Annotated in this window: 22 protein-coding genes and 1 pseudogene; 15 read left to right on the top strand and 8 right to left on the bottom strand. The window is 70.9% G+C overall.

The window, feature by feature from the left end:
• Window positions 1-102: 102 nt before the first annotated feature.
• From ABZ070_RS22710 to ABZ070_RS22670, 9 genes are all read left to right on the top strand, one after another.
• Complete coding sequence (locus ABZ070_RS22710) at window positions 103-852, top strand: enhanced serine sensitivity protein SseB (RefSeq protein WP_356636629.1); 750 nt, start codon at window positions 103-105, stop codon at window positions 850-852.
• A 109-nt stretch (window positions 853-961) separates the two neighbouring features.
• Window positions 962-1,753, top strand: coding sequence for an enhanced serine sensitivity protein SseB C-terminal domain-containing protein (locus ABZ070_RS22705; RefSeq protein WP_356636627.1), 792 nt, complete (start codon window positions 962-964; stop codon window positions 1,751-1,753).
• 203 nt (window positions 1,754-1,956) lie between these two features.
• A complete protein-coding gene (locus tag ABZ070_RS22700) occupies window positions 1,957-3,627 on the top strand; it encodes an ABC transporter substrate-binding protein (RefSeq protein WP_356636625.1) in 1,671 nt (556 codons plus the stop codon).
• An 85-nt stretch (window positions 3,628-3,712) separates the two neighbouring features.
• The gene (locus ABZ070_RS22695) at window positions 3,713-4,717 is read left to right on the top strand and encodes an ABC transporter permease (RefSeq protein WP_356636624.1); all 1,005 of its coding nucleotides are present in this window, start codon (window positions 3,713-3,715) and stop codon (window positions 4,715-4,717) included.
• A 1-nt stretch (window position 4,718) separates the two neighbouring features.
• Window positions 4,719-5,681: an ABC transporter permease gene (locus tag ABZ070_RS22690; RefSeq protein ID WP_356636622.1), complete on the top strand. Its 963-nt coding sequence runs from the start codon at window positions 4,719-4,721 to the stop codon at window positions 5,679-5,681.
• A gap of 6 nt (window positions 5,682-5,687) precedes the next feature.
• Window positions 5,688-6,686, top strand: a complete 999-nt coding sequence (locus tag ABZ070_RS22685; protein ID WP_356636620.1) for an ABC transporter ATP-binding protein — start codon at window positions 5,688-5,690, stop codon at window positions 6,684-6,686.
• Window positions 6,683-7,954, top strand: a complete 1,272-nt coding sequence (locus tag ABZ070_RS22680) for an oligopeptide/dipeptide ABC transporter ATP-binding protein (RefSeq protein WP_356636618.1) — start codon at window positions 6,683-6,685, stop codon at window positions 7,952-7,954. Before ABZ070_RS22685 ends, ABZ070_RS22680 begins: the two co-directional genes overlap by 4 nt.
• Window positions 7,955-8,000: 46 nt before the next feature.
• Window positions 8,001-8,660, top strand: coding sequence for a trimeric intracellular cation channel family protein (locus tag ABZ070_RS22675; RefSeq protein ID WP_356636616.1), 660 nt, complete (start codon window positions 8,001-8,003; stop codon window positions 8,658-8,660).
• Between the two features lie 68 nt (window positions 8,661-8,728).
• The gene (locus ABZ070_RS22670) at window positions 8,729-9,577 is read left to right on the top strand and encodes a thioesterase family protein (protein WP_356636614.1); all 849 of its coding nucleotides are present in this window, start codon (window positions 8,729-8,731) and stop codon (window positions 9,575-9,577) included.
• A gap of 30 nt (window positions 9,578-9,607) precedes the next feature.
• On the opposite strand, the gene ABZ070_RS22665 is transcribed toward ABZ070_RS22670, so the two are convergent.
• A complete protein-coding gene (locus tag ABZ070_RS22665) occupies window positions 9,608-10,180 on the bottom strand; it encodes a TIGR03086 family metal-binding protein (RefSeq protein WP_356636612.1) in 573 nt (190 codons plus the stop codon).
• 88 nt (window positions 10,181-10,268) lie between these two features.
• On the opposite strand from ABZ070_RS22665, the gene ABZ070_RS22660 reads away from it, so the two are divergent.
• On the top strand, window positions 10,269-11,300 hold the full coding sequence (locus ABZ070_RS22660) for a WYL domain-containing protein (RefSeq protein WP_356636610.1): 1,032 nt from the start codon (window positions 10,269-10,271) through the stop codon (window positions 11,298-11,300).
• On the opposite strand, the gene ABZ070_RS22655 is transcribed toward ABZ070_RS22660, so the two are convergent.
• Window positions 11,269-11,883 carry a TetR family transcriptional regulator gene (locus ABZ070_RS22655; protein ID WP_356636608.1) on the bottom strand — a complete coding sequence of 205 codons (615 nt, stop codon included), beginning with the start codon at window positions 11,881-11,883 and terminating at the stop codon, window positions 11,269-11,271. The genes ABZ070_RS22660 and ABZ070_RS22655 overlap by 32 nt on opposite strands.
• 106 nt (window positions 11,884-11,989) lie before the next feature.
• Between ABZ070_RS22655 and ABZ070_RS22650 the strand changes: the two genes are divergently transcribed.
• From ABZ070_RS22650 to ABZ070_RS22640, 3 genes are all read left to right on the top strand, one after another.
• Window positions 11,990-12,145 carry a hypothetical protein gene (locus ABZ070_RS22650; RefSeq protein ID WP_356636606.1) on the top strand — a complete coding sequence of 52 codons (156 nt, stop codon included), beginning with the start codon at window positions 11,990-11,992 and terminating at the stop codon, window positions 12,143-12,145.
• Window positions 12,146-12,192: 47 nt separating this feature from the next.
• Window positions 12,193-12,549, top strand: a complete 357-nt coding sequence (locus ABZ070_RS22645; RefSeq protein WP_356636604.1) for a hypothetical protein — start codon at window positions 12,193-12,195, stop codon at window positions 12,547-12,549.
• Between the two features lie 110 nt (window positions 12,550-12,659).
• On the top strand, window positions 12,660-13,823 hold the full coding sequence (locus ABZ070_RS22640) for a cysteine desulfurase family protein (RefSeq protein WP_356636602.1): 1,164 nt from the start codon (window positions 12,660-12,662) through the stop codon (window positions 13,821-13,823).
• Here the strand turns inward: ABZ070_RS22640 and ABZ070_RS22635 are convergent.
• A complete protein-coding gene (locus ABZ070_RS22635; RefSeq protein ID WP_356636600.1) occupies window positions 13,816-14,517 on the bottom strand; it encodes an N-acetylmuramoyl-L-alanine amidase in 702 nt (233 codons plus the stop codon). The genes ABZ070_RS22640 and ABZ070_RS22635 overlap by 8 nt on opposite strands.
• Before the next feature lie 61 nt (window positions 14,518-14,578).
• Between ABZ070_RS22635 and mnmA the strand changes: the two genes are divergently transcribed.
• Window positions 14,579-15,706: a tRNA 2-thiouridine(34) synthase MnmA gene (gene mnmA, locus ABZ070_RS22630; RefSeq protein WP_356636598.1), complete on the top strand. Its 1,128-nt coding sequence runs from the start codon at window positions 14,579-14,581 to the stop codon at window positions 15,704-15,706.
• Between the two features lie 191 nt (window positions 15,707-15,897).
• Here the strand turns inward: mnmA and nadE are convergent, their stop codons facing one another.
• Entirely contained in the window at window positions 15,898-16,728 is an 831-nt protein-coding gene (gene nadE, locus ABZ070_RS22625) for an ammonia-dependent NAD(+) synthetase (protein ID WP_356636596.1), read from the bottom strand.
• Between the two features lie 156 nt (window positions 16,729-16,884).
• Here nadE and ABZ070_RS22620 point away from each other — a divergent pair, with 156 nt between their 5' ends.
• Window positions 16,885-18,012: a DNA alkylation repair protein gene (locus ABZ070_RS22620; RefSeq protein ID WP_356636594.1), complete on the top strand. Its 1,128-nt coding sequence runs from the start codon at window positions 16,885-16,887 to the stop codon at window positions 18,010-18,012.
• Window positions 18,013-18,019: 7 nt separating this feature from the next.
• Here the strand turns inward: ABZ070_RS22620 and ABZ070_RS22615 are convergent, their stop codons facing one another.
• The 4 genes and pseudogenes from ABZ070_RS22615 to ABZ070_RS22600 form a co-directional block, all read right to left on the bottom strand.
• The gene (locus ABZ070_RS22615) at window positions 18,020-18,244 is read right to left on the bottom strand and encodes a hypothetical protein (protein ID WP_356636592.1); all 225 of its coding nucleotides are present in this window, start codon (window positions 18,242-18,244) and stop codon (window positions 18,020-18,022) included.
• 95 nt (window positions 18,245-18,339) lie between these two features.
• Entirely contained in the window at window positions 18,340-19,161 is an 822-nt protein-coding gene (locus ABZ070_RS22610; protein WP_356636590.1) for an alpha/beta fold hydrolase, read from the bottom strand.
• Between the two features lie 45 nt (window positions 19,162-19,206).
• Window positions 19,207-21,024: a hypothetical protein gene (locus tag ABZ070_RS22605; protein ID WP_356636588.1), complete on the bottom strand. Its 1,818-nt coding sequence runs from the start codon at window positions 21,022-21,024 to the stop codon at window positions 19,207-19,209.
• Between the two features lie 115 nt (window positions 21,025-21,139).
• Window positions 21,140-21,703, bottom strand: a pseudogene (locus ABZ070_RS22600) (alpha/beta hydrolase); the annotation flags it as partial.

The raw sequence follows: 21,703 nt of genomic DNA, 5'->3' as shown, positions 1-21,703 counted from the left end.
GAGCTCGCCCCCGGCGTCCGCGCCGCCCCCGCAGCCGTCGCCGGCTCGCCCCCGGCGCTAAGGTCGGGGGCCGGCGCACCGCCCCGCACGAAGGACGACCCCATGGAGACACCACACACCGGCTGGCCCGGCAACGAGCTCGAAGAGGTGCTGGCCGCCTCCCTCGGCAACCCCGCCGCCGGAGGCCGCCTCGTCGAGGTGCTCGGCCGCAGCCCGATATGGGTCCCGCTGCCCAATGGCGGCACGCCGGACAGCCCGAACCTCGATCTCCCCACCATGGACGTCGACGGCGCCGCCTACGTGCCCGTCTTCAGCTCCGAGCAGCAGTTCCTCCAGTGCGTCGGCGCCCACATGTCGTTCACCGTCGCGCCCGCCCGGGAGTTCGCCCGCGGTCTGCCTCCGCAGCTCGGCATCGCCGTGAACCCGGGCGGCGCCGTCGGTGTGCCGCTGCCTCCCCCGGCCGTCGCCGAGCTGTGCCGAGCGGGGCGGACACCGCTCGACGGGCCCGCTTCCGGCGGTCGTGTGCGGTTGTTCGAGCCGGACTGGAAGGAGGAGCCGGTCGACTTCCTCGCCGCTGCCGCCGGTGAGTTCGAGGCTGCCGGTGTCGTACTGACCGCCCGCCGCGCGCTCGCCTCCGTCGAGGGCGACGCGCCGACGCTGTTCATCGGTGTCCAGCTCTCCTCCTGGGAGGGCGCCGACCGCAACGCCCCCATGGACGCCTTGGGCCGGGCTCTGGGCCGGGTCGGCCTGCCGTGGCCGGTCAACCTCGTGCTGCTCGACGTCGCCCAGGACCCCGTCGGCGACTGGATGCTCGAGCGGGTGCGGCCCTTCTATCAACGGCAGCACGCGTAGTGGTCAAGTCTTTGCCGAGTCTCCCGATTAACCTGGTTTGATGGCCTGAACGGCTCGACCAGGGGCCGTGACAGACGGCGGGACTTTAAAAACGAGGGGCGGAACCAGGGTGAGTGCGTCAGGCACCGCGGCGGCCGGGCAGGTCGAGCACATGCTGCGCCAGGTGACTCCCGGCCGCTACGACGCGTACGAGGCGCTGCTGCACGCCCTTGCCGACCCCTCGGGCGGCCGGATCTGGATGCTGCTGTGGCACGGGCAGCCCGGTTCCCCCGATGCCCAGTACGGGAACATGGAGGTCGACGGCGTCTGTTACGCGCCCTGTGTCACCTCCGCGCAGGAGCTCGCCGTCTCCGGCTGGAACCGTGCGCACGAGGTCGTCACCGGCCGCGACATCGCCCGCGCGCTCTACCCGGACCGCTGGGGAATCTGGCTCAATCCGCATGCGCCCGGCGGCGGCGTCGGCATTCCCTGGCTCGATCTGCGCCGTATCGCCACGGGCCTGGACCGGATGCCCGCGGGCCCGCTGCGGCTGTCCGACCCGGCGATCGAGATCCCGCAGTTCTACGCCCTGCTCACTCAGAACGCCCACCGCACCCCCGCCGTCCGCTCGTTGCGGCGCGCCTGGGTGCAGCCCGCGATCGGCCCCGCGTATCTGGCCATCGGCCTGGATCTCTACGACACCGGCAGGCAGTCGGTCGACACCGTGCGCGCGATGATGCAGCAGTCGGTCGCCGCCGTCCCGGACGGGCTCCCGGTCTCCACCGTCGCCATGTCCGACGAGTTCGATCCGATCACCATGTGGATGCGTGTCAATGCCCGTCCGTTCTACGATCGCGACGCCCACGCCGGAGCCCCGGCCGCCGGCGGCGGATACGGCTATCCTCCGCCGCACACCCGCTGAGCTGGGAATGGCGCAAATGAACTCCGGCAGATGTCAAGGGTGTTAACCCGTCCGGTGAGGATGTCCCGGATCTGCCCGGTTTGTTGAGTGTCCGGGTCTCGAGTAGGTATCACCGCTATCCGGACTGTTCTCCCAGGTGTCTCCCGTCTGTAGTGTTCGGCCGTCAATACCTCTCCACACGGCGGAACCATGGGGTGGACCCAATGCGAATATTCAAGTCCGGCGCAGTCCGGGCGATCACGGCGGCAGTCGCTGTCGGCCTGATCGCGACCGGCTGTTCCAGCGAGCGGGGCAAGGATGGTGCCGAGGGGGGCGCCAAGGACACCTTCGTCTTCGCCGGAGCCGGTGACCCCGGTTCTCTCGACCCCGCACTCGCGAGCGACGGTGAGACCTTCCGGGTCACCCGTCAGGCCTTCGAGGCTCTGCTCGAGCACGAGTCGGGCGGCAGCAAGCTCGTCGGCGGCCTCGCCGAGAAGTGGTCGAGCGACCCGGCCGGCAAGGTCTGGACGTTCAACCTGCGCAAGGGTGTGAAGTTCCACGACGGAGAGGCGTTCAACGCCGCCGCGGTCTGCGCGAACTACGACCACTGGTTCAACTGGAAGGGCACCTACCAGTCGAGCGCGGTCTCCTACTACTGGCAGACCATCATGGGCGGCTTCGCGAAGAACGAGGACAAGGAAGCCCCCAAGCCGAACTACAAGTCCTGCACGGCCAAGGACGAGAACACGGCGGTCATCGAGGTCAACGAGCCCTCGGCGAACCTGCCCGGCGGCTTCTCCCTCCAGGCGCTGGCGATCCACTCGCCGAAGGCCATCAAGGAGTACGAGAAGCAGGACGCGACCGCCAAGGGCGACGCGATCACGTACCCCAAGTACAGCCAGGAGGCCGGCACGGTCGCCGGCACCGGCCCGTACAAGATCGTGAAGTGGAACAAGGGCAACAAGGAAGTCTCCCTTGAGCGCTTCGACGACTACTGGGGCGAGAAGGCCAAGGTCAAGAACCTGGTCTTCCGCACGATCGACACCGAGGCCGGCCGCCGCCAGGCGCTGCAGGCCGGCGACATCGACGGCTACGACCTGGTCGCGCCCGCCGACGTGAAGACGCTGGAGAAGGAGGGTTACGAGGTCCCGACCCGTGACGTCTTCAACATCTTCTACGTGGGCATGACGCAGTCGAAGAACCCGGCGCTGAAGAAGCCCGAGGTCCGGCAGGCCATCTCGCACGCCATCGACCGCGAGGGCATCGTCAAGACGCAGCTGCCCGAGGGCGGCAAGGCCGCGAGCCAGTTCATGCCCGACACGGTCGCCGGCTTCTCGGACAAGGTGAAGACCTACCCGTTCGACACCGCCAAGGCCAAGGAACTCCTCAAGAAGGCCGGTGAGGAGAAGCTCAAGATCGAGTTCTGCTACCCGACCGAGGTCACCCGCCCGTACATGCCGGCTCCGCAGGACATGTTCGAGCGCATGAAGGCCGACCTGGAGAAGGCCGGCATCACGGTCACCCCGAAGGCCATGAAGTGGGCCCCGGACTACCTGGACGCCACCGAGGCCGGCTCCTGCGCCCTGCACATGCTCGGCTGGACCGGTGACTTCAACGACGGCTACAACTTCATCGGCACCTGGTTCGCCGGGCCCGACAAGCAGTGGGGCTTCAACGACAAGAAGGTCTTCGACGCGGTGAACGCCGCCTCGAAGGTCACCGACCCCGCGGGTCGCGTCGAGGCCTACAAGAAGGCCAACGAGACGATCATGGAGTACGTCCCGGGCGTCCCGATCTCGGCTTCCCCGCCGGCGATCGCCTTCGCCAAGAACGTCAACCCGCCGAAGGTCTCCCCGCTGACGCAGGAGAACTTCGCCGAGGTCTCCTTCAAGTAATCGCACACCAGCGGGTCCGCCCGGCCACAGAACCTCGGTGGCCGGGCGGAGCCGCATCGACGCACGTAAGAAAGGGGCATGCGGGGTGCTGCGACTCGTCGTACGAAGACTGCTACAGCTCATACCCACCCTGCTCGGCCTGTCGGTTCTGCTCTTCCTCTGGCTGAACCGGCTGCCCGGCGGACCCGCCTCAGCGATCCTGGGCGAGCGGGCGACCGAAGCCGAAGTGGCGCGGATCAACCGGGCCCTCGGGCTCGACCAGCCCGTCTACGTCCAGTACTGGCGCTTCATCAAGCGCATCTTCGAACTGGACCTCGGTACGTCCACCCAGACCGGCCAGCCGGTGTGGGACGAGTTCGCGACACGCTTCCCCGCCACGGTGGAACTCAGCATCGTCGCGATCCTCATTGCCATCGTTGTCGGGATCCCGCTCGGCTACCTGGCGGCCAAGCGCCGCGGTGGCTGGCTCGACGTGGCCTCCGTCTCGGGGTCGCTGATCGGCATCTGCATCCCGGTGTTCTTCCTCGCCCTGATCCTCAAGGGCATCTTCGCCGTGCAACTCCACTGGTTCCCGAGTTACGGACGGCTCACCACCGGCATCGACGCCACCGACGTCACCGGATTCGCCGTTCTCGACGGCCTGCTGACCGGCGAACTCGACGCCAGCTGGGACGCCATCCACCACCTGATCCTGCCTGCCATCGCGCTCTCGTCCATCCCGCTCGCCGTCATCGTGCGTATGACCCGGGCCAGCGTGCTCGAGGTGCTCGGCGAGGACTACGTCCGTACCGCGGAGTCCAAGGGCCTGGACAAGCGGACAGTTCGCGGCCGTCACGTGCTGCGCAACGCGCTGCTGCCGGTGGTCACCGCTGTCGGTCTGCTGACCGGAAGCCTGCTGTCGGGGGCGGTGCTGACCGAGTCGGTCTTCTCCTTCAACGGCATCGGCAACTTCATCCGCACCTCGATCGACGCCCGCGACTACCCGGTGCTCGTCGGGTTCATCCTCTTCATCGCGATGGTGTACGTCCTCATCAACCTGCTGGTCGACCTCGCGTACAGCATCATCGACCCGAGAGTGCGGGTGCACTGACGTGACGACCTTGACGAAGAAGGCCGACAAGATCGATCGGCTCGCCGAGCTGATGCAGACGTCCGAGGCCACCAGCGGCGCGAGCCTGTGGCGCGAGGCCATGCGCCGGCTCCGTGCCAGCAAGATGGCGATCATCGGCGCGGTCATCATCGGACTGTTCGTGATCCTCGCGATCGTCGGGCCGTGGATCGCGCCGTACAGCCCGTCCGCCCAGACGTGGCGCGGCGAGGTCTTCGCCAACAAGGGCGAGTTCGTCGGCGCGCGCGACGGAAACTGGTTCGGCCTCGACCACCTGGGCCGGGACATGTTCTCCCGGATCCTCGTCGGAGCCCGGCAGACCCTGATGGTCGGCGTGGTGTCGATGCTCATCGGTCTGATCGTCGGCGCACTCGTCGGCGTGCTCTCCGGTGCGGCCGCGACACTCGGCGGCAAGGCGGGGCAGCGCATCGACACGGTGGTCATGCGCTTCACCGACATCATGCTGTCGCTGCCGTCGCTGCTGCTGGCGGTTTCGATCGCCGCGGTGATGGGCCAGTCGCTGACCACGGTGATGATCGCCGTCGGTGTCGTGCAGATCCCGATCTTCGCGCGGCTGCTGCGCGGTTCGATGCTCGTGCAGGGCAGTTCCGACTACGTCCTCGCGGCCAAGGCGCTCGGCGTCCGCAAGAAGCGGATCGTCCTCACCCAGATCCTGCCGAACTCGCTCAGCCCTGTGATCGTCCAGGCGACTCTCAGCCTCGCCACCGCGATCATCGAGGCCGCGGCCCTGTCCTACCTGGGGCTCGGCAACCCGGACCCGGCGATCCCCGAGTGGGGCGTCATGCTCGCCCAGGCCGAGCGGTTCTTCGACAACGAGCCCATGATGGCGGCCTACCCCGCCATCGGGATCATCATCACCGCCCTTGGCTTCACCCTGCTCGGCGAGGCCATGCGCGAAGCCCTCGACCCGAAGCTGCGAGGCTGAAGTCCCATGGCACTGCTCTCTGTTGACGAACTCAGCGTCACTTTCACCGCCAAGGGCCGCAAGGACTCCACGGCCGTCGACGGCGTCTCCTTCGACGTCGACCAGGGTCAGGTCGTCGGTCTCGTGGGCGAGTCGGGCTGCGGCAAGTCCGTGACCTCGCTCGCCCTGATGGGCCTGCTGCCGCACAAGGGCGTCAAGATCGGTGGGCGCGCGGAATTCGACGGCCAGGACCTGCTCACCATGAACCCGCGCAAGCGCCGGGATCTGCGGGGCAGCCAGCTGGCGATGATCTTCCAGGACCCGCTGTCGTCGCTCAATCCGGTCGTCCCCATCGGGATCCAGGTCACCGAGATCCTCCAGCGCCACCGCGGGCTCAAGGGGGAGGCCGCCCGCAAGGAAGCCGCCCACCTGCTGGACCGGGTCGGCATCCCCGACCCGACCCGGCGGCTCAAGGAGTACCCGCATCAGCTCTCCGGCGGCATGCGCCAGCGTGCGCTGATCGCCATGGCTGTGGCGTGTGCCCCCCGGATGCTCATCGCCGACGAGCCGACCACGGCGCTCGACGTGACCATCCAGGCGCAGATCCTGGAACTGCTCAAGGAGCTGGTCGACCAGGAGGGCACCGCCCTGCTGATGATCACCCATGACCTGGGTGTGGTGGCCGGCCTCTGCGACCAGGTCAACGTGCTGTACGCGGGCCGGGCCGTGGAGTCCGCGGGCCGCCGCGAGCTGTTCGCGCACCCCACCCATCCCTACGCGCACGGTCTCCTCGGGTCCATCCCGCGCCTCGACGCCCCGCGTGGCGAGGCGCTCAGCCCCATCCGTGGATCCATCAACGACAGGATCGCCTGGGCCGACGGCTGTGCCTTCGCGCCGCGTTGCGACCACTACACGATGGAGTGCCTGACCGGCACGCCCGAACTGACCGAACCACGCGCGGCCGGACACCAGGTGCGCTGCGTCAACCCGGTCCTTCCCAAGTCCAAGGCGGAGGTCTCGGCATGAGCCTGCTCGAACTCGACGATGTGAAGGTCCACTTCCCCGTCAGGAAGGGCGTTCTCTTCAACCGCACGGTCGGTCACGTCTACGCGGTCGACGGGGTGTCGCTCAAGGTCGAGGCCGGTCAGACGTACGGTCTCGTGGGCGAGTCGGGCTGTGGCAAGACGACCCTCGGGCGAGCCGTGCTGCGGCTGGTGGACATCACCGACGGCGAGGTCGTCTTCGACGGGACCGACCTGGCGAAGCTGCCCGACGAGGAGATGCGCCGCTACCGGCGGCGGCTGCAGATGGTCTTCCAGGACCCGCTCGGCAGCCTCAACCCGCGGCAGAACATCGAGTCGATCCTCAGCGAGGGCATGGCCGCGCACGGGATCGGCAAGGACCAGAACGAGCGCCGGGAGAAGATCAAGGAGATCCTCGCCAAGGTCGGGCTTCCGTCCAACGCGCTGTCGCGCTACCCGCACGAGTTCTCCGGCGGGCAGCGTCAGCGCATCGGCATCGCCCGGGCGCTGGTGCTCGAGCCCGACGTGATCATCTGCGACGAGCCGGTCTCCGCGCTCGACGTGTCCGTGCAGGCGCAGGTGATCAACCTGCTGGAGGAGCTCCAGGAGTCGCTGGGCCTGACGTACCTCGTCATCGCCCACGACCTGGCCGTGGTCCGGCACATCTCGGACGTCATCGGGGTCATGTACCTGGGTTCCCTCGTCGAGGAGGCGCCCAGCGACGCGCTGTACGCGGGGCCCAAGCACCCGTACACCAAGGCGCTCATGTCGGCGGTGCCCGTTCCCGACCCGGAGGTCGAGGACCGCCGTGAGCGGATCCTGCTCCAGGGCGACCTGCCCTCACCGGCGAACCCGCCGGCCGGCTGCCGCTTCCACACCCGGTGCCCCTGGGCGCAGGAGAAGTGCGCGGTCGAGCGGCCGGTGCTGACGGACGTCGGCGACGGGCACAAGGTGGCCTGCCACTTCGCGGCCGAGATCGAGGCGGGAACGCTCGAGCTGACGCGCCCGACGGGGATCGAGGCCGTCACGGAGACCGAGGCCGTCGCGGCGGAAGGCCCTGACGAGCCGAAGTCCACGGTGCCGGCGCCGGCGTCCGGGACCGACGCACCCGCGAAGGCCGAGACGCCGGCCAAGGCCGAGGCGGAGAAGGCCGACGCCCCGGAGCCGGAGCCGGAGGTCGACGCGGCCCCGACGACGGCACCCGCAGCGGACGCCACCGCTGACGCTCCGGAGGCGGACGCCTCCGAGAAGGAGTCGAGCAAGACCGCCTGACGGACTCGCGCGCATCTTGGAGCACCGGGCGTTGTAGAACTGTCCGGTGCTCCAAGAACTCTTCACGCCGTCCGTCCAGCACGCCCTCGAGATCGTCGGCATCTTCGTCTTCGCGATCTCCGGGGCGCTGCTCGCCGTACGCAAGAACTTCGACGTGTTCGGCATGGCGGTCCTCGCCGAGGTCACGGCGCTGGGCGGGGGGTTGCTGCGTGACCTGATCATCGGGGCCGTACCGCCCGCGGCCTTCACCGACCTCGGGTACTTCGTCACACCACTGGTGGCGACGGCGCTGGTCTTCTTCCTGCATCCGCACGTCGAGCGCATCCAGGTCGCCGTCAACGTCTTCGACGCGGCCGGCCTCGGCCTGTTCTGTGTCACCGGCACGACCAAGGCGTACGAGTACGGCCTCGGTCTCACCGCCTCCGCGACGCTCGGCCTTGCCACGGCCGTCGGCGGCGGTGTGCTGCGCGACGTGCTCGCCAACGAGGTGCCGTCGCTGCTGCGCTGGGACCGCGACCTGTACGCGGTGCCCGCGATCGTCGGCGCGACGATGGTCGTGGTCTGCATCCGGTTCGAGGCACTGAGCCCGTTCACCAGCGGGCTGGCCGCGATGACGGCCTTTGTGCTGCGGCTGCTGGCGATGCGCTACCACTGGCGGGCGCCGAGGGCCTGGAACCGGCGCTCAGAGGCCACCGAAAGCGCGTGACGCGACCGCGAGCTGAGCCCGGCGGAGGAAAGCTACCGCTTAGTAGTTACTTGTTGTACCGTACCGCCATGGCAGAAGCAGTGGCTCAGGCAACGATCGGTGACAGCGAGTTCGACCGCGACACCGCGATCACCCTGCGCGAGACGGGCGTCTACGACGCGGAGCTCTCGTCGGGCTGGACAATCATCCACGCCGTCAACGGCGGGTATCTGCTGGCGCTCCTGGGCCGGGCGCTCGGCGACGCGCTGCCCCACCCCGACCCGTTCTCGGTGTCGGCGCACTACCTCACGGCCTCCCAGCCGGGCCCCGCGGTGATCCGCACCGAGACCGTACGCACCGGGCGCACGCTCTCCACGGGTCAGGCGTCCCTCTTCCAGTACGAGGAGGACGGGACGGAGGTCGAGCGCATCCGGGTGCTCGCCACGTACGGCGATCTCGACACCCTCCCGGACGACGTGCGCACCACCGCCAAGCCGCCGGCGATCCCGCCGCAGGAGCACTGCTTCGGGCCGTCCGACGGCCCGGCCCCGATCCCGGGCAGCTCCGCGATCACCGAGCGCCTGGACATCAAGCTGGACCCGGCGACGGTCGGCTGGGCGATCGGCGCCCCTTCCGGCAAGGGCGAGATGCGGGGCTGGTTCGGTCTGGCGGACGGGCGCGACGCGGACCCGCTGTCGCTGCTGCTGACGGTGGACGCGCTGCCGCCGACCTCGTTCGAGCTGGGGCTCGCGGGCTGGACCCCGACGGTGGAACTGACCACCCACATCCGCTGCCGCCCGGCTCCCGGCCCGCTGCGGGTCTCGATCACGACGCGGAACCTGGCCGGCGGCTTCCTCGAGGAGGACGCGGACGTCTGGGACTCCGCGGACCGCCTGGTCGCCCAGTCCCGCCAGCTCGCCAAGGCCCCCCGCGGCTGACCCGCCCGCGCCCGCGGGGCGCGGGGCGGATCACACCTCGCGTCCCAGCCACGCCGCCAGCCGGCCGTAGGCGTCCGCGTCCGCCGGGGCCTCGCGCACCGCGGCGAACGGCACCTGCTCGCCGCGGCGGTCGGCGGGCAGCGCCTGATGGGCCAGCGGCAGTACGGCGAGAGCCAGTTCCTCGTCCAGCGGTACCGGGTGCCCGAGCGCCCGCGACAGGTCCCAGGTGTGGGCCAGAGTCTCCATCACGTACCCGCCGACAGCCGCCGCGCCCGGCACTCGGCCCCACGGCACCGTGTACTCGCCCGCGAGTTTCGCGTCGTCCGCCCAGGCCGCTGTCGCCCGCCGCAGCGACTCCTCGAAGGCGGCGCTCCATTCCTCGTCCGCCACGCCGTCCGAGTGCGTCGGGACGGCCATGCCGTCGCCCCCTTCACCGATGACCGCGAACCGGCGGGTGACGCCGACGACGTGCGAGATCAGCTGCCGCACGTCGTACTCCGTACAGGGTGTGGAGCGTTCGAGCTCCCCGGGGGCGACGGTCTTGAGCAGGCCGGCGAACTGGGCTGCGGTGCGGGCGTACAGGGTGCGCGGGTCGTGCGTCATGGCCGACTCCTCGGGTTCGTTGCGACGGTGACGAGCCGTACGATCCCCGGATAACCTGACATCCCCCGTCATGTTTTCCGGAGGGCCCGTGAAGTCCGACCGGCTGCTGTCGATCCTGCTGCTCCTGCAGACCCGCGGCCTTGTTCCGGCCTCCGAGCTCGCCGAGCGGCTCGAGGTCTCCGTACGCACCGTCTACCGGGACGTCGAGGCGCTGTCGGCAGCCGGGGTGCCGGTGTACGCCGAGCGCGGCCGGCACGGCGGCATCGCGCTGCTCCCCGGGTACCGCACCGATGTCACCGGCCTGACGGCGGACGAGTCGCGGGCGCTGTTCGTCCTCGCCGCGCAGGGCGCGCACCGGGCCCTGGGGCTCGACGAGGCGCTGGGGTCGGCGCTGCGCAAGGTGATGGCGGCACTGCCCGAACCGCACCGGCCCGCAGCGGAGTTGACCAGCCGCCGCATCCTCGTCGACCCCGACCGCTGGATGGTGGCCCCCAAGGCGGTGGCCGAGCTGGACACGCTCAGCTCGGCCGTCTTCGCGGACCGACGGCTGCGGCTGCGCTACCGGCACAGCGGCACGACCCGGCCCCGCAGGTACACCGTCGACCCGTACGGCCTCGTGGTGAAGGCGGGCGTCTGGTATCTGGTGGCCGACCACTGCTCGGTGCCGCGGTTGTACCGGGTGGACCGTGTGCAGTCCGCGCGGTTGACCGACGAACCGGTACGGCGCAGGCCGGGCCAGGAACTGGCCGACGTCTGGGAGATGCTGCGCCGCCGGGTGGAGGAGCGTCCGGCCGGGACGCGCGTCACCGTCCTGGTGAAGGACGACCGGCTGGACCTGTTCCTGCGCATCCAGGCCGCACAGGTGACGGGTGCGCCGGAGCCGCACGGCGACGGCTGGTCGCGGGTGCCGCTCGTGCTGCCCGCACCGGGGGCGGTGCGCACGCTGCTCGCGTTCGGCGAGAGCGTCGAGGTGCTGGACCCGGCGGAGGCACGCGAGACGCTCGCGGCGGCGGCCGCCGCGGTCGTGGACCTGTACCGGAGCCGTGGGGCAGCCGCCGCCCCGCCGCGAGCTCGTGGCCCTGAGGCGGTCAGTCCAGCCAGTGGCGGCGCCCCAGACTGATCAGCCGCAGCTGGCGCCGCGCGCTGTCGGCGACCCGTTCCTCACCCTGGGGACCCGCCTCGAGGAAGGCGTAGCCCGTGGCCATCATGTGGTCGACGTACACGCCGGCGAGCATCCGCAGGTCCTCCTCGTTCCAGCCGGCCGACTCCGGCTCGTCGGCAAAGGCCTGCACGACCTCGTCGGTGAACCGCCGCAACTGTTCGGCTATCGCCGCGCGGACCGGAGCGACACCGCCGTGCCGCTCGCGGGCGACGAAGCGCACATGGAGCGGAGACGTGCGGACCAGCTCGGCGATGAGGGCGACCGTCTGCTCGATGCGCTGCTCGTCACCGTCCTTGTGGAGCGCCCGGCCGATCGGTACGTGCAGACTGCCGAGCGTCTCCTCCACCAGCGCCACACCGAGATCGGCCATGTCGCGGAAGTGCCGGTAGAACGCGGTCGGCGCGACGCCCACCGCCCGGGTGACCTCGCGCAGCCCGAGGCTGCTCAGGCTCTGCTCCTCCAGCAGCCCGAGCGCCGCGTCGAGAAGGGCCTGACGCGTCTTCTGCTTCTGGGCCTGGCGGATGCCCACGGTGTGACTCATGACATTCAGTAAACAGCCGTTCTCCGAAGATGGGAAGTGTAGACTCATTAGTCAGTGAACACTCGTACCTACAAGTGTTCACCAAGAAGTCGCCGAAAGGATGACGATGATCGCCCTCGTAGCAGCACTCCTCCTGCTGGGAATCGTGCTGGGCGCCGTGGTCCAACTCCCTGCCGCCGCCTCGCTGGTGGCCGCCTCCGTCATCGGCTGCTGGCTGCTCGTCTTCGCCATGCGCGAGCGCGGCCGCGCCCGCCGCAACTGAACCGCCCCCGCACGCCCCCTCGTACCGGCAACGGAAGGAGAGACGTCATGCAACTCGCCGAACTCGTGGCTCCGCAGCGCCGCGACGGTGCCCGGCCCGACACCGCGCCCGGCACGGAAAGCCCCGCCGGGGCGCCGACGGCCGAGAACGGCCCCGCCGAGGAACGCCGCAAGGACGCCGACGGCATGGCCGTCGCCGCGTTCGTGCTCGGCCTCGTCGGACTGCTCGTGATGAACATCGTGCTCGGCCCGACCGCCGTCGTGCTCGCGGCCCTCGCCCTGCGGCGCGGCACCGTGCGCCGCGGCCGCGCGCTGCTCGGCCTCGCGCTCGGGGCGGCCGACCTCGTACTGCTCGCCGTTCTCGTGACCGTCAACGGGTCGGTCGTCTGGAGCTTCGGCGGCTGACCTCGCCCCCGCCCGCCGGGACCGAGCCGCTCCCGGCGCGCACGCGGGACGACCGTGCACCCCTGCGCCGCGTCCGAGCCCCCACCCGGCCTCGTAGAATCGGGGCCATCATGGCTTACCTCGACCACGCCGCGACCACTCCGATGCTGCCGGAGGCGATCGAGGCGATGACCGCCCAGCTCGCCGTCACCGGCAACGCCTCCGCGCTCCACGCCGCCGGGCGCCGGGCCCGCCGTACCGTCGAGGAGGCCCGCGAGACCCTCGCGGATGCCCTTGGCGCCAGGCCCAGTGAGGTCGTCTTCACCTCGGGCGGTACGGAGGCCGACAACCTTGCCGTCAAGGGCCTGTACTGGGCCCGCCGCGACGCCGACCCGGCCCGGACCCGCGTCCTGGCCGCCCCCGTCGAGCACCACGCCGTCCTCGACGCGGTGGACTGGCTCGGCGAACACGAGGGTGCGCGCGTCGAGTACCTGCCCGTCGACTCCTACGGCCGGGTCCACCCCGAGTCGCTGCGCGAGGCCATCGAACGCAACCCGGACGACGTGGCGTTCGCCACCGTCATGTGGGCCAACAACGAGATCGGCACCGTCATGCCGGTCCGTGAACTCGCCGACGTGGCAGCCGAGTTCGACGTCCCGCTGCATGCCGACGCCGTACAGGCCTTCGGCCAGCTCGACGTCGACTTCGCCGCGTCCGGACTCGCCGCGATGACCGTGTCCGGCCACAAAATCGGCGGCCCGTACGGCATCGGCGCCCTGCTGCTCGGCCGCGAGTACAGCCCGGTCCCCGTGCTGCACGGCGGCGGCCAGGAACGCCACGTCCGCTCCGGCACCCTCGACGCACCGGCCGTCGCGTCCTTCGCCGTGGCCGGCCGGCTGGCCGCCGAGCGCCGCGAGGACTTCGCCCGCGACATCGGCGGCCTGCGCGACGACCTCGTACGTGCCGTGCGCGCCGCCGTCCCCGACGCGATCCTCGGCGGCGACCCCACAGGCCGGCTGCCCGCCAACGCGCACTTCAGCTTCCCCGGCTGCGAGGGCGACTCCCTGCTCCTTCTCCTCGACGCCCAGGGCATCGAGTGCTCGACCGGCTCCGCCTGCACGGCCGGCGTGGCCCAGCCCAGCCACGTCCTCCTCGCCACCGGCACACCCCCCGACCTGGCCCGCGGCACCCTGCGCTTCAGCCTCGGCCACACCTCGACCAAGGCCGACGTGGACGCGGTGGCGGAGGCCATCGGCCCAGCGGTCGAACGGGCCCGCACGGCGGGACTCAGCTAGCGGCGGCCGCCCGGCGCGCCTCCGGCGTCGCCTCGCGGACCAGCTTCATGTACTTCGGCCAGTCCCAGTGCGGCCCCGGGTCGGTGTGGTCCGTGCCCGGGACCTCCACGTGGCCGACGATGTGTTCGCGGTCCACCGGTATCTCGTAGCGGGCGCAGATGCCCGCCGTCAGCTTCGCCGACGACCGGTACATCGCGTCCGTGAAGTCCTGCGGCCGGTCCACGAAGCCCTCGTGCTCGATGCCGATGCTGCGCTCGTTGAAGGAGCGGTTGCCGGCGTGGTACGCGACGTCCAGCTCGCGGATCATCTGCGCCACATGGCCGTCCTTGCGCACGACGTAATGGGTCGCCGCACCGTGGAGCGGGTCCTTGAACACCTTCAGGGCCGTCGGGTAGCTGCCCTGCACGACATGGATGACCACCCGGTCGATGTCGTAGTCGTCCGGCCTGTCGGCCAGCCGCCAGTTGGAGGCGTTCGCCGCGATCCACTGGGCCCCGGCGTGGTCGATCTCGCCCGGCTTGCGTGGCGTGCGCACCCAGGGCATGCCGCGCCAGAGACGGCGGATCTCCTCCTCGGCCAGCACCCCTCCGCCCACGATCGCCGCACCGCCGCCGATCAGCACGGCCCGCCGGCTCCAACCGCTCTTCCCGCCGCCGGTCTTCTTCCCGCCGCCGTGCTTGTTGTCGCTCCCCATGCCGGTCACAACGCATACTCGCGAGCTTTCGGTTCCCTGGGGCCCGTACCCTGGTAGCGCTATGACTGAGATCTCCCCGCGCCCCCTCCGTGTCCTCGCCGCCATGTCGGGCGGAGTCGACTCCGCCGTCGCCGCCGCCCGCGCCGCCGAGGCGGGTCACGACGTCACCGGCGTGCACCTGGCGCTCTCCGCAAACCCGCAGTCGTTCCGGACCGGCGCGCGCGGCTGTTGCACGATCGAGGACTCGCGCGACGCGCGCCGCGCCGCGGACGTCATCGGCATCCCCTTCTACGTGTGGGACCTGGCCGAACGCTTCCGGGAGGACGTGGTCGAGGACTTCGTCGCCGAGTACGAGGCGGGCCGCACGCCCAACCCGTGCCTGCGCTGCAACGAGAAGATCAAGTTCGCGGCGCTGCTCGACAAGGCGCTCGCGCTCGGCTTCGACGCCGTGTGCACCGGTCACTACGCCACCGTGGTCCTCCGTGAGGACGGCACCCGCGAGCTGCACCGCGCCAGCGACATGGCCAAGGACCAGTCGTACGTGCTGGGCGTGCTCGACGAGAAGCAGCTCGCCCACGCGATGTTCCCGCTCGGCGACACCCTCACCACCAAGGACGAGATCCGGGCCGAGGCCGAGCGCCGGGGCCTCGCGGTCGCGAAGAAGCCCGACAGCCACGACATCTGCTTCATCGCCGACGGCGACACCCAGGGCTTCCTGGCGAACCGGCTGGGCAAGGCCGAGGGCGACATCGTCGACGAGACCGGCGCCAGGCTGGGCAGCCACGAGGGCGCGTACGGCTTCACCATCGGCCAGCGCAAGGGCCTGCGCATCGGCCACCCGGCCCCCGACGGCAAGCCGCGCTACGTCCTCGACATCTCCCCGGTGAACAACACCGTGACCGTCGGCCCGGTCGAGGCGCTGGACGTCACCGCCCTGACCGCGATCAAGCCCCGCTGGTGCGGCACGGCCCCGGCCGGCCCCGGCACGTACACCGCGCAGCTGCGCGCCCATGGCGGCGAGACGGAGGTCACCGCGGAGCTCGTCGACGGCACGGAGCTGCGGGTGGCCTTCAACGAGCCGGTGCGGGGCGTGGCCCCGGGCCAGGCGATCGTGCTGTACGACGGCACGCGCGTGGTGGGCTCGGCGACGATCGCGACGACGACCCGTCGGGCGGCCGCGGTCGCCTAGGTCCTGTCCGGGCCCAGGCCCGGACATGGCCTGGACCTTCGTCTGGATCAGGCCGGATCAGCGAGCGGGCGTGCGCCCGCGAGCCCGGGGTGATCCGAACGAAAGCCCTCGGTCCCGTACCCGGCAGGTCGTGTGCCGGAGCCGGGGCCGGATGGCTGCCGCGGTTGGCCCGGCTGTCCTCGGCGTCGACGCTAGGGGGCGACGGGCAGTCGGCGCTTGTGCTCGGTGAGGCGGTAGCGGCTGACGATCGTTTCGAACGCCGGCCTGTCCACCGGCTTGCCTTCCAGGAAGTCGTCGATGTCGTCGTAGGTGACCCCGAGCGCGTCCTCGTCCGCCTTGCCCGGGGCGAGCGACTCCAGGTCGGCCGTCGGCGTCTTCCACACCAGTGCGGCGGGCGCCCCCAGCGCGTCCGCGACGGCGCGCACCCGGCGCTTGGTCAGGCCCGCCAGCGGAACCAGGTCGGCGGCCCCGTCGCCGAACTTGGTGAAGAAGCCGGAGACCGCCTCGGCGGCGTGGTCGGTGCCGACGACCAGGCCGTCGTGAGCGCCGGCCACCGCGTACTGGGCGATCATGCGCTGCCGGGCCTTGATGTTGCCGTGCACGAAGTCCTGGTGCTCGGCGTCGCGGAAGCCCACATCGGCGGCCAGTGAGGCCTCGAGCGCGGCGTCGCTCGCCGGCTTGATGTCCACGGTCAGCACGTGGTCGGCCTGGATGAAGGAGAGCGCGAGCTGGGCGTCGTGCTCGTCGGCCTGGGTCCCGTAGGGCAGCCGCATCGCGTAGAACCGCGCCTCGTGCCCGGCGGCACGGGCCCGCTCGACAGCGAGCTGGCACAGCCGGCCGGTGGTGGTCGAGTCGACGCCGCCGCTGATGCCGAGCACCAGGCAGCGCAGACCGGTGGAGGTCAGCTGCTCGGTGAGGAAGGCCACCCGGCGTTCGATCTCCCGCTCGGCCTCGAAGGTCTCGGCGACCTGGAGCTCCCGGGCGATCTCCTGCTGCAGGGCGATGGCCGTTGGCTCGCTCACGTCTGCTCCCTGTTGCGGTTCACGATTTTCTGCCGCGCTCACCCTACCCAGGACGCCGAGGGAGGCCGGAGGGGCGGTGCGACGGGGATTGTCAGTGGCCCGCCCTATGGTTGCGCTCACCGTGTCACCGTGTCACCGGACCGCCCGGGAGGGACCATGCCGTTCGCCGATGAGCTCATCAGTGCGTCGACCGCCGACGCGCTGGCGAGAGCCGTGGCACGAGCCGCGCCGGATGCCCGCACGCCCGCGCTGGACGCCGCGGCGGCGGCACTCGCACCGCTCCCGCTGCGCCGGCGCAGCGACCTGCTGCGCGACGCCCTGCTCGACGACGTCCCCGGGAGCTACGCCACGCTCGCCTCGACGGTGCGCCGCGCCGCCGCGGCGGACCCCGAAGGCTTCGGCGGCTGGCTGATCTGGCCCGTCACCAGTGCCGTCGCCCTCAAGGCTGTCGACGAGGGCACGGAAGCGGCGTTCGCCGACGCCCTCGCCCTCCTGGCCGAGCTCACGCCGAGGTTGACCGGAGAGTTTGCCATTCGGACCCTCCTGGAACACGACCTCGGGAACGCGCTGCGGACAATCTCGGCCTGGACCACTTCCCCCGACCCGCATGTGCGCAGGCTGGCGTCGGAGGGGACCCGGCCGTACCTGCCGTGGGCCAAGCGCGTCGGCGGGATCGTCGCGGACCCAGGTCGCACTCTGCCGATCCTCAACGCCCTGTACCGCGACGACAGCGAGTACGTGCGCCGGTCCGTCGCCAACCACCTGAACGACCTCAGCAGGATCCGTCCGGACCTTGTCGTGGAGACCGCCGCCCGGTGGCTGAACGCCGCCGACGACAACACACCCCGCGTCGTACGGCACGGCCTGCGCACACTGATCAAGAACGGCCACCCGGAGGCGCTGCTGCTCCTCGGCTTCGCCGCGCCCGCCCAACTCGGCGTCGAGGGGCCGGTCCTGAGCGCGGACAGCGCAGCGATAGGGGAGTCCGTGCACTTCACGGCCCGGGTGACCAACACCGGTACGGAGTCGGCCGATGTCGCCGTCGACTACGTGGTGCACCACCTCAAGGCCAACGGCAAGCAGACCGGCAAGACCTTCAAACTGGCGACGCGGACCATCGCCCCTGGCGAGTCCGTGGAGTTCTCACGCGGTCATTCGTTCCGAAGGATCACCACGAGGCGCTACCACCCGGGTGTGCACGCCATCGAACTCCAGGTCAATGGGGTGCGCTTCGGCCGTGCCGACTTCGCCCTGCGGGCCGAGGAACCCCCGGCCGCAGGGTGAGCTGCGCTCACACCGGGTGGTGCGCGAAGAGCTCGAGATGCCCGCAGCTCACGCAGCGGTACGCGTCGATCTGCCGTCGCGGCCGGCCGAGCCGCCTCGCGCCGCCGAACACACCGAGTTCCAGCGCGCCCTGAATCCACCGCGCGTAACCACGTGAGCCTTCGCCCGAGTCCTCGACGAATCCCGGTTCCAGTTCCGCAGCGCCGCAGTGCGTGCAGTGCAGGGCTTTCATCACCGAAGTGTACGAACCGTCCTTGCACGGGCGGGTGTTGGGGAGACAGGTGCGGCCGGTGCGACGGAGACCGGTGTCGAGCACCCTGACGGACGCTATGCGTCGCCGACCCAAGCCGACGGTGTGCCAAGGAAGTTCAGCAGCGCCTTGTTGAACCGCTCGGGCTGTTCCACGCCCGGGAGGTGCCCGGCGCCGTCGATCACCGTGAGCTCGGCGTGGGGGATCAGGTCCCGCATCGCCTCCGCGTCAGAGACCGGGGTGTAGGCGTCGTCCGCGCCGACCACGATCAGCGTCGGGACCTTCACCGCGGCGAGGGTTTCGCGATAGTCCGGACGCTCGGCGCGCCCGCGCAGGGCCGCCGCCGCGCCCTCCGGGTGCGTGGTGCGCATCATCGTCAGCACCTGCCCCGCGACGTCGGGCATCCCGGCGACGTTGTACGCGGCGAGCATCTTGTCGATCACCTCGTCCGCGTACCCGCCCATCCCCTCGGCGAGCAGCCGGTCGGCCAGGTTGTTGCGGAACGCCTTGCCCTCGTCCGTCTCCGCGACCGGAGAGGTGTCGCAGAGCACGAGCGCCCGCACCCGCGACGCGTACGCCTTCTGGAACGCCATCGCGATCTGCCCGCCCATGGACACGCCGCCGACGACCACGCGTTCCAGCCCCAGGTGGTCGAGGAGGCCCGCGAGGTCGTCGGCGAAATCGGAGAGCAGGGTCCTGCCGGGGACCACCTCGCTCTCGCCGTATCCCCGTAGGTCCGGCGTGACGACCCGGTATCCGGTGGCACCCAGCGCCTCGGCCTGTGGCGCCCAGAGCGTGCGGTTGAAGGGGTGCCCGTGGACGAGAATGACGGGCGGGCCGTCGACCGGGCCCTGTTCGGTGTAGTGGATCGCGACACCGTTGACGGTCACATGGCTCATGCCGGGACCCTACAAGCGTGATCAGGGACATGGTCACGCTTTCGGTCAGCCGCGGCGGCGTCCCCCTTCGGGCCAGGAGTAGCCGAGTTCCTCCGCGTACTCACGGGAGCCGCCGATGACGTCCGCGTACGTCTTCGGGTCGTCCGCGGCGAGACGGCGCAGCGCGGCGGCTGCGCGTTCCGCCGGGGGTGTGCCGTCGTCCGGGAGGCGCCAGACGAACTGCAGCCACGGCCCGTCCCGGTCCTTGCGCCCGGCGGCGAGGCCCGGCCAGAGGATGAAGGACAGCACGGTGATGTGGGGGGCGTTGAAATCGGTGCCGATCCACCCCTTCGCGGCGTCCCAGCCGGTGAGCAGGTCCGGCCGCTCGCGCAGTCCCGCCGCGATCAGCCGGGCGGTGTCGCGGGCCGGCCAGGACCAGGAGTGGTCGTTCTCGGCCCGGGTGATCTCGGCGTCGTAGAGGGCGGCGTCGAAGCGGTACTCGGGGACAACGACTCCTCCGGACGCGCCGCGCCAGCCGCCCCAGACCACCTCGTCGCCCTCGCGGCGGATGGTCACGTGCAGCGCGCCGCAGCAGCCCTCGGTGCAGTAGGCCTCGGCGAGTTGAACCTCCCGTGCGTTCGCCGTGGCCCGCAGTGAACCGTTGTCGAGCAGGTACTCGGGGGAGTGGCCCGGCCCCCGGCGGAACGCCCAGGGAACGAGCGGACGTCCGTCGACGAGGAACCGGGTCTCCACGACGTCCGGATCCGCCGGGTCCGGTTCGACCACCTCGATACGCAGCCGGCACGGGCCCGGCACGGAGGCGAACGGCCGCCGCGCGTTCCGGCGCAGCCAGTGCAGCCGATGACTCTGCAAGGGCTCGGCGGGTTCCAGGGCGGCCAGGGCGGCGGCCCAGCCGGGAGCGGCGAGGAGCGTGCCGCAAGCGTCGAGCAATGCCTCACGCTGCCGGGAGGACCAGTCCAGCGCCACGGCAGGGCCGCTGTGCAGGTCCAGCGCCAGCGACAACAGCGTGGCGTGGTGGCTGGGGGACGGGGCGAGCCGGGACGCCTTGGCGACGACGGCTTCGTAGGCGTCGACCGCCTCCGGGTAGTTGAGGATCTCCGGCTCGTAATGCCGCCTGCTTGCCATCCGGGCCAGCAGCCGTGCGCACTGGGCGATGATCCCCGGGTCGGCCGCTTCATGGCGCACGAGGTCCGGCAGGCGGATGCTCTGGGCGATCCGCCGGGCGGTCGTGGAGCCCACCGTGCGCGATCGTACGGGCAGATCGAGCAGGTGGGCCCGGACCGCCGCGTCGTCACCGCTGGTGAGGGCGTTGACCAGAGGGCCGAGTTGTTCGGTGCGCGCACGACGGTCGAGCCACAGGAGGGACGCGGCCCGGGCGTCGATCGCATCGAGCGCGCCGATCGCGACGTCCGTGAAGTCGGGCAGCAGGCCCAGGGCCATCAGGTAGGGGACGTCCTCGGCCTCACCGAGACGTGTGAGCAGGGCGATACCGGCCCCGACGGCGTACGCGGTGGTGCCGCTGCGGGTGAGATGCCGGCCGAGAACCCGGGCCCTCGACTCGTCGGGGAGTGTCATATCCCTCGTGGCTGCGGTGAGATGACCGACCCTCACTTGCAGCTCGGGCAGGCGCCGGTCGACCTCTTCGGCGGCCCGTGCGGGATCCGGCTCGGCCAGCACCGCTTCAAGTGCCTCCCGTGCGGCGTTCCTGGTCTCCTGCCAGGTGCGCCTGGGGCGTTTCCCGCGGTCACCGGACCGGATCGCGGAGGTCGTACGCGGCGGAGGCCCGTTGCGGTCCGCGCGATCCAGGCGCAGGGCCTGCTCGTACAGGGAAGGACGGGTGTTGAGCGCGGCGCGCTCGTCCATGGCGCTCACCAGGTGAGGCGGGACTCGATTCCGTAGATCATGCGGGGATCGTCGCACGGGGAGTCCCGGCGTGGTCAACGGGTTTTCGCGGGCGACCGTCGTCCTGTGACGGCGTTCACCCGTTGAGGAACCGCAGCAGTGTCGGAGCCAGGACGTGGGGGGCGACCTCGTGGGTCTGGCCCGTCAGGGTGCGGTGCCGGCCGCGGGGGAGGGCGGTGGCCACCAGGCGGGCGGCCTCGCGCACGGCGGCCGGGCTCGCCCCGCCGTCGACGACCATCACCGGGGTGGTGATCGTGCCGAGGAGGCCCGTCGGCACCATGCCGTCGCCCATCACCTCGTGGTCGTACGCCAGGGTGTGCGCGAGCGCCTCCATGTCGGACCACAGCGGCAGCAGCCGGAGCCCGGAAACCGCCTCCTCCGGCATGCCGACGGATCCCAGGAACGCGGCCAGTGCGCCGGCCCGCCGGCCCTGGGCCAGCAGCGCCGTCATCCGGCCGACGTACTCGGTATTCCGGTCCGGGGCCGCCGGGTCGGTCGCGAACGGCGGTTCATAGACCGACAGTTGGGTGATCGGGAGCCCGGCCGCCGCCGCGCGCAGCGCGAGCGGAGTCCCGAAAGAACTGCGTGCGCGCCTCGATGTGGCGATTCGTGATGTGGAGGCGCGGGGATACGAGGTGGT

The sequence above is a fragment of the Streptomyces sp. NPDC006283 genome, from assembly GCF_040613325.1.
In the GTDB taxonomy this organism is placed as follows: Bacteria; Actinomycetota; Actinomycetes; order Streptomycetales; family Streptomycetaceae; genus Streptomyces.
The sequence above is the reverse complement of the archived record's forward strand: the minus strand, read 5'-3'. Positions and strand labels throughout refer to the sequence as shown.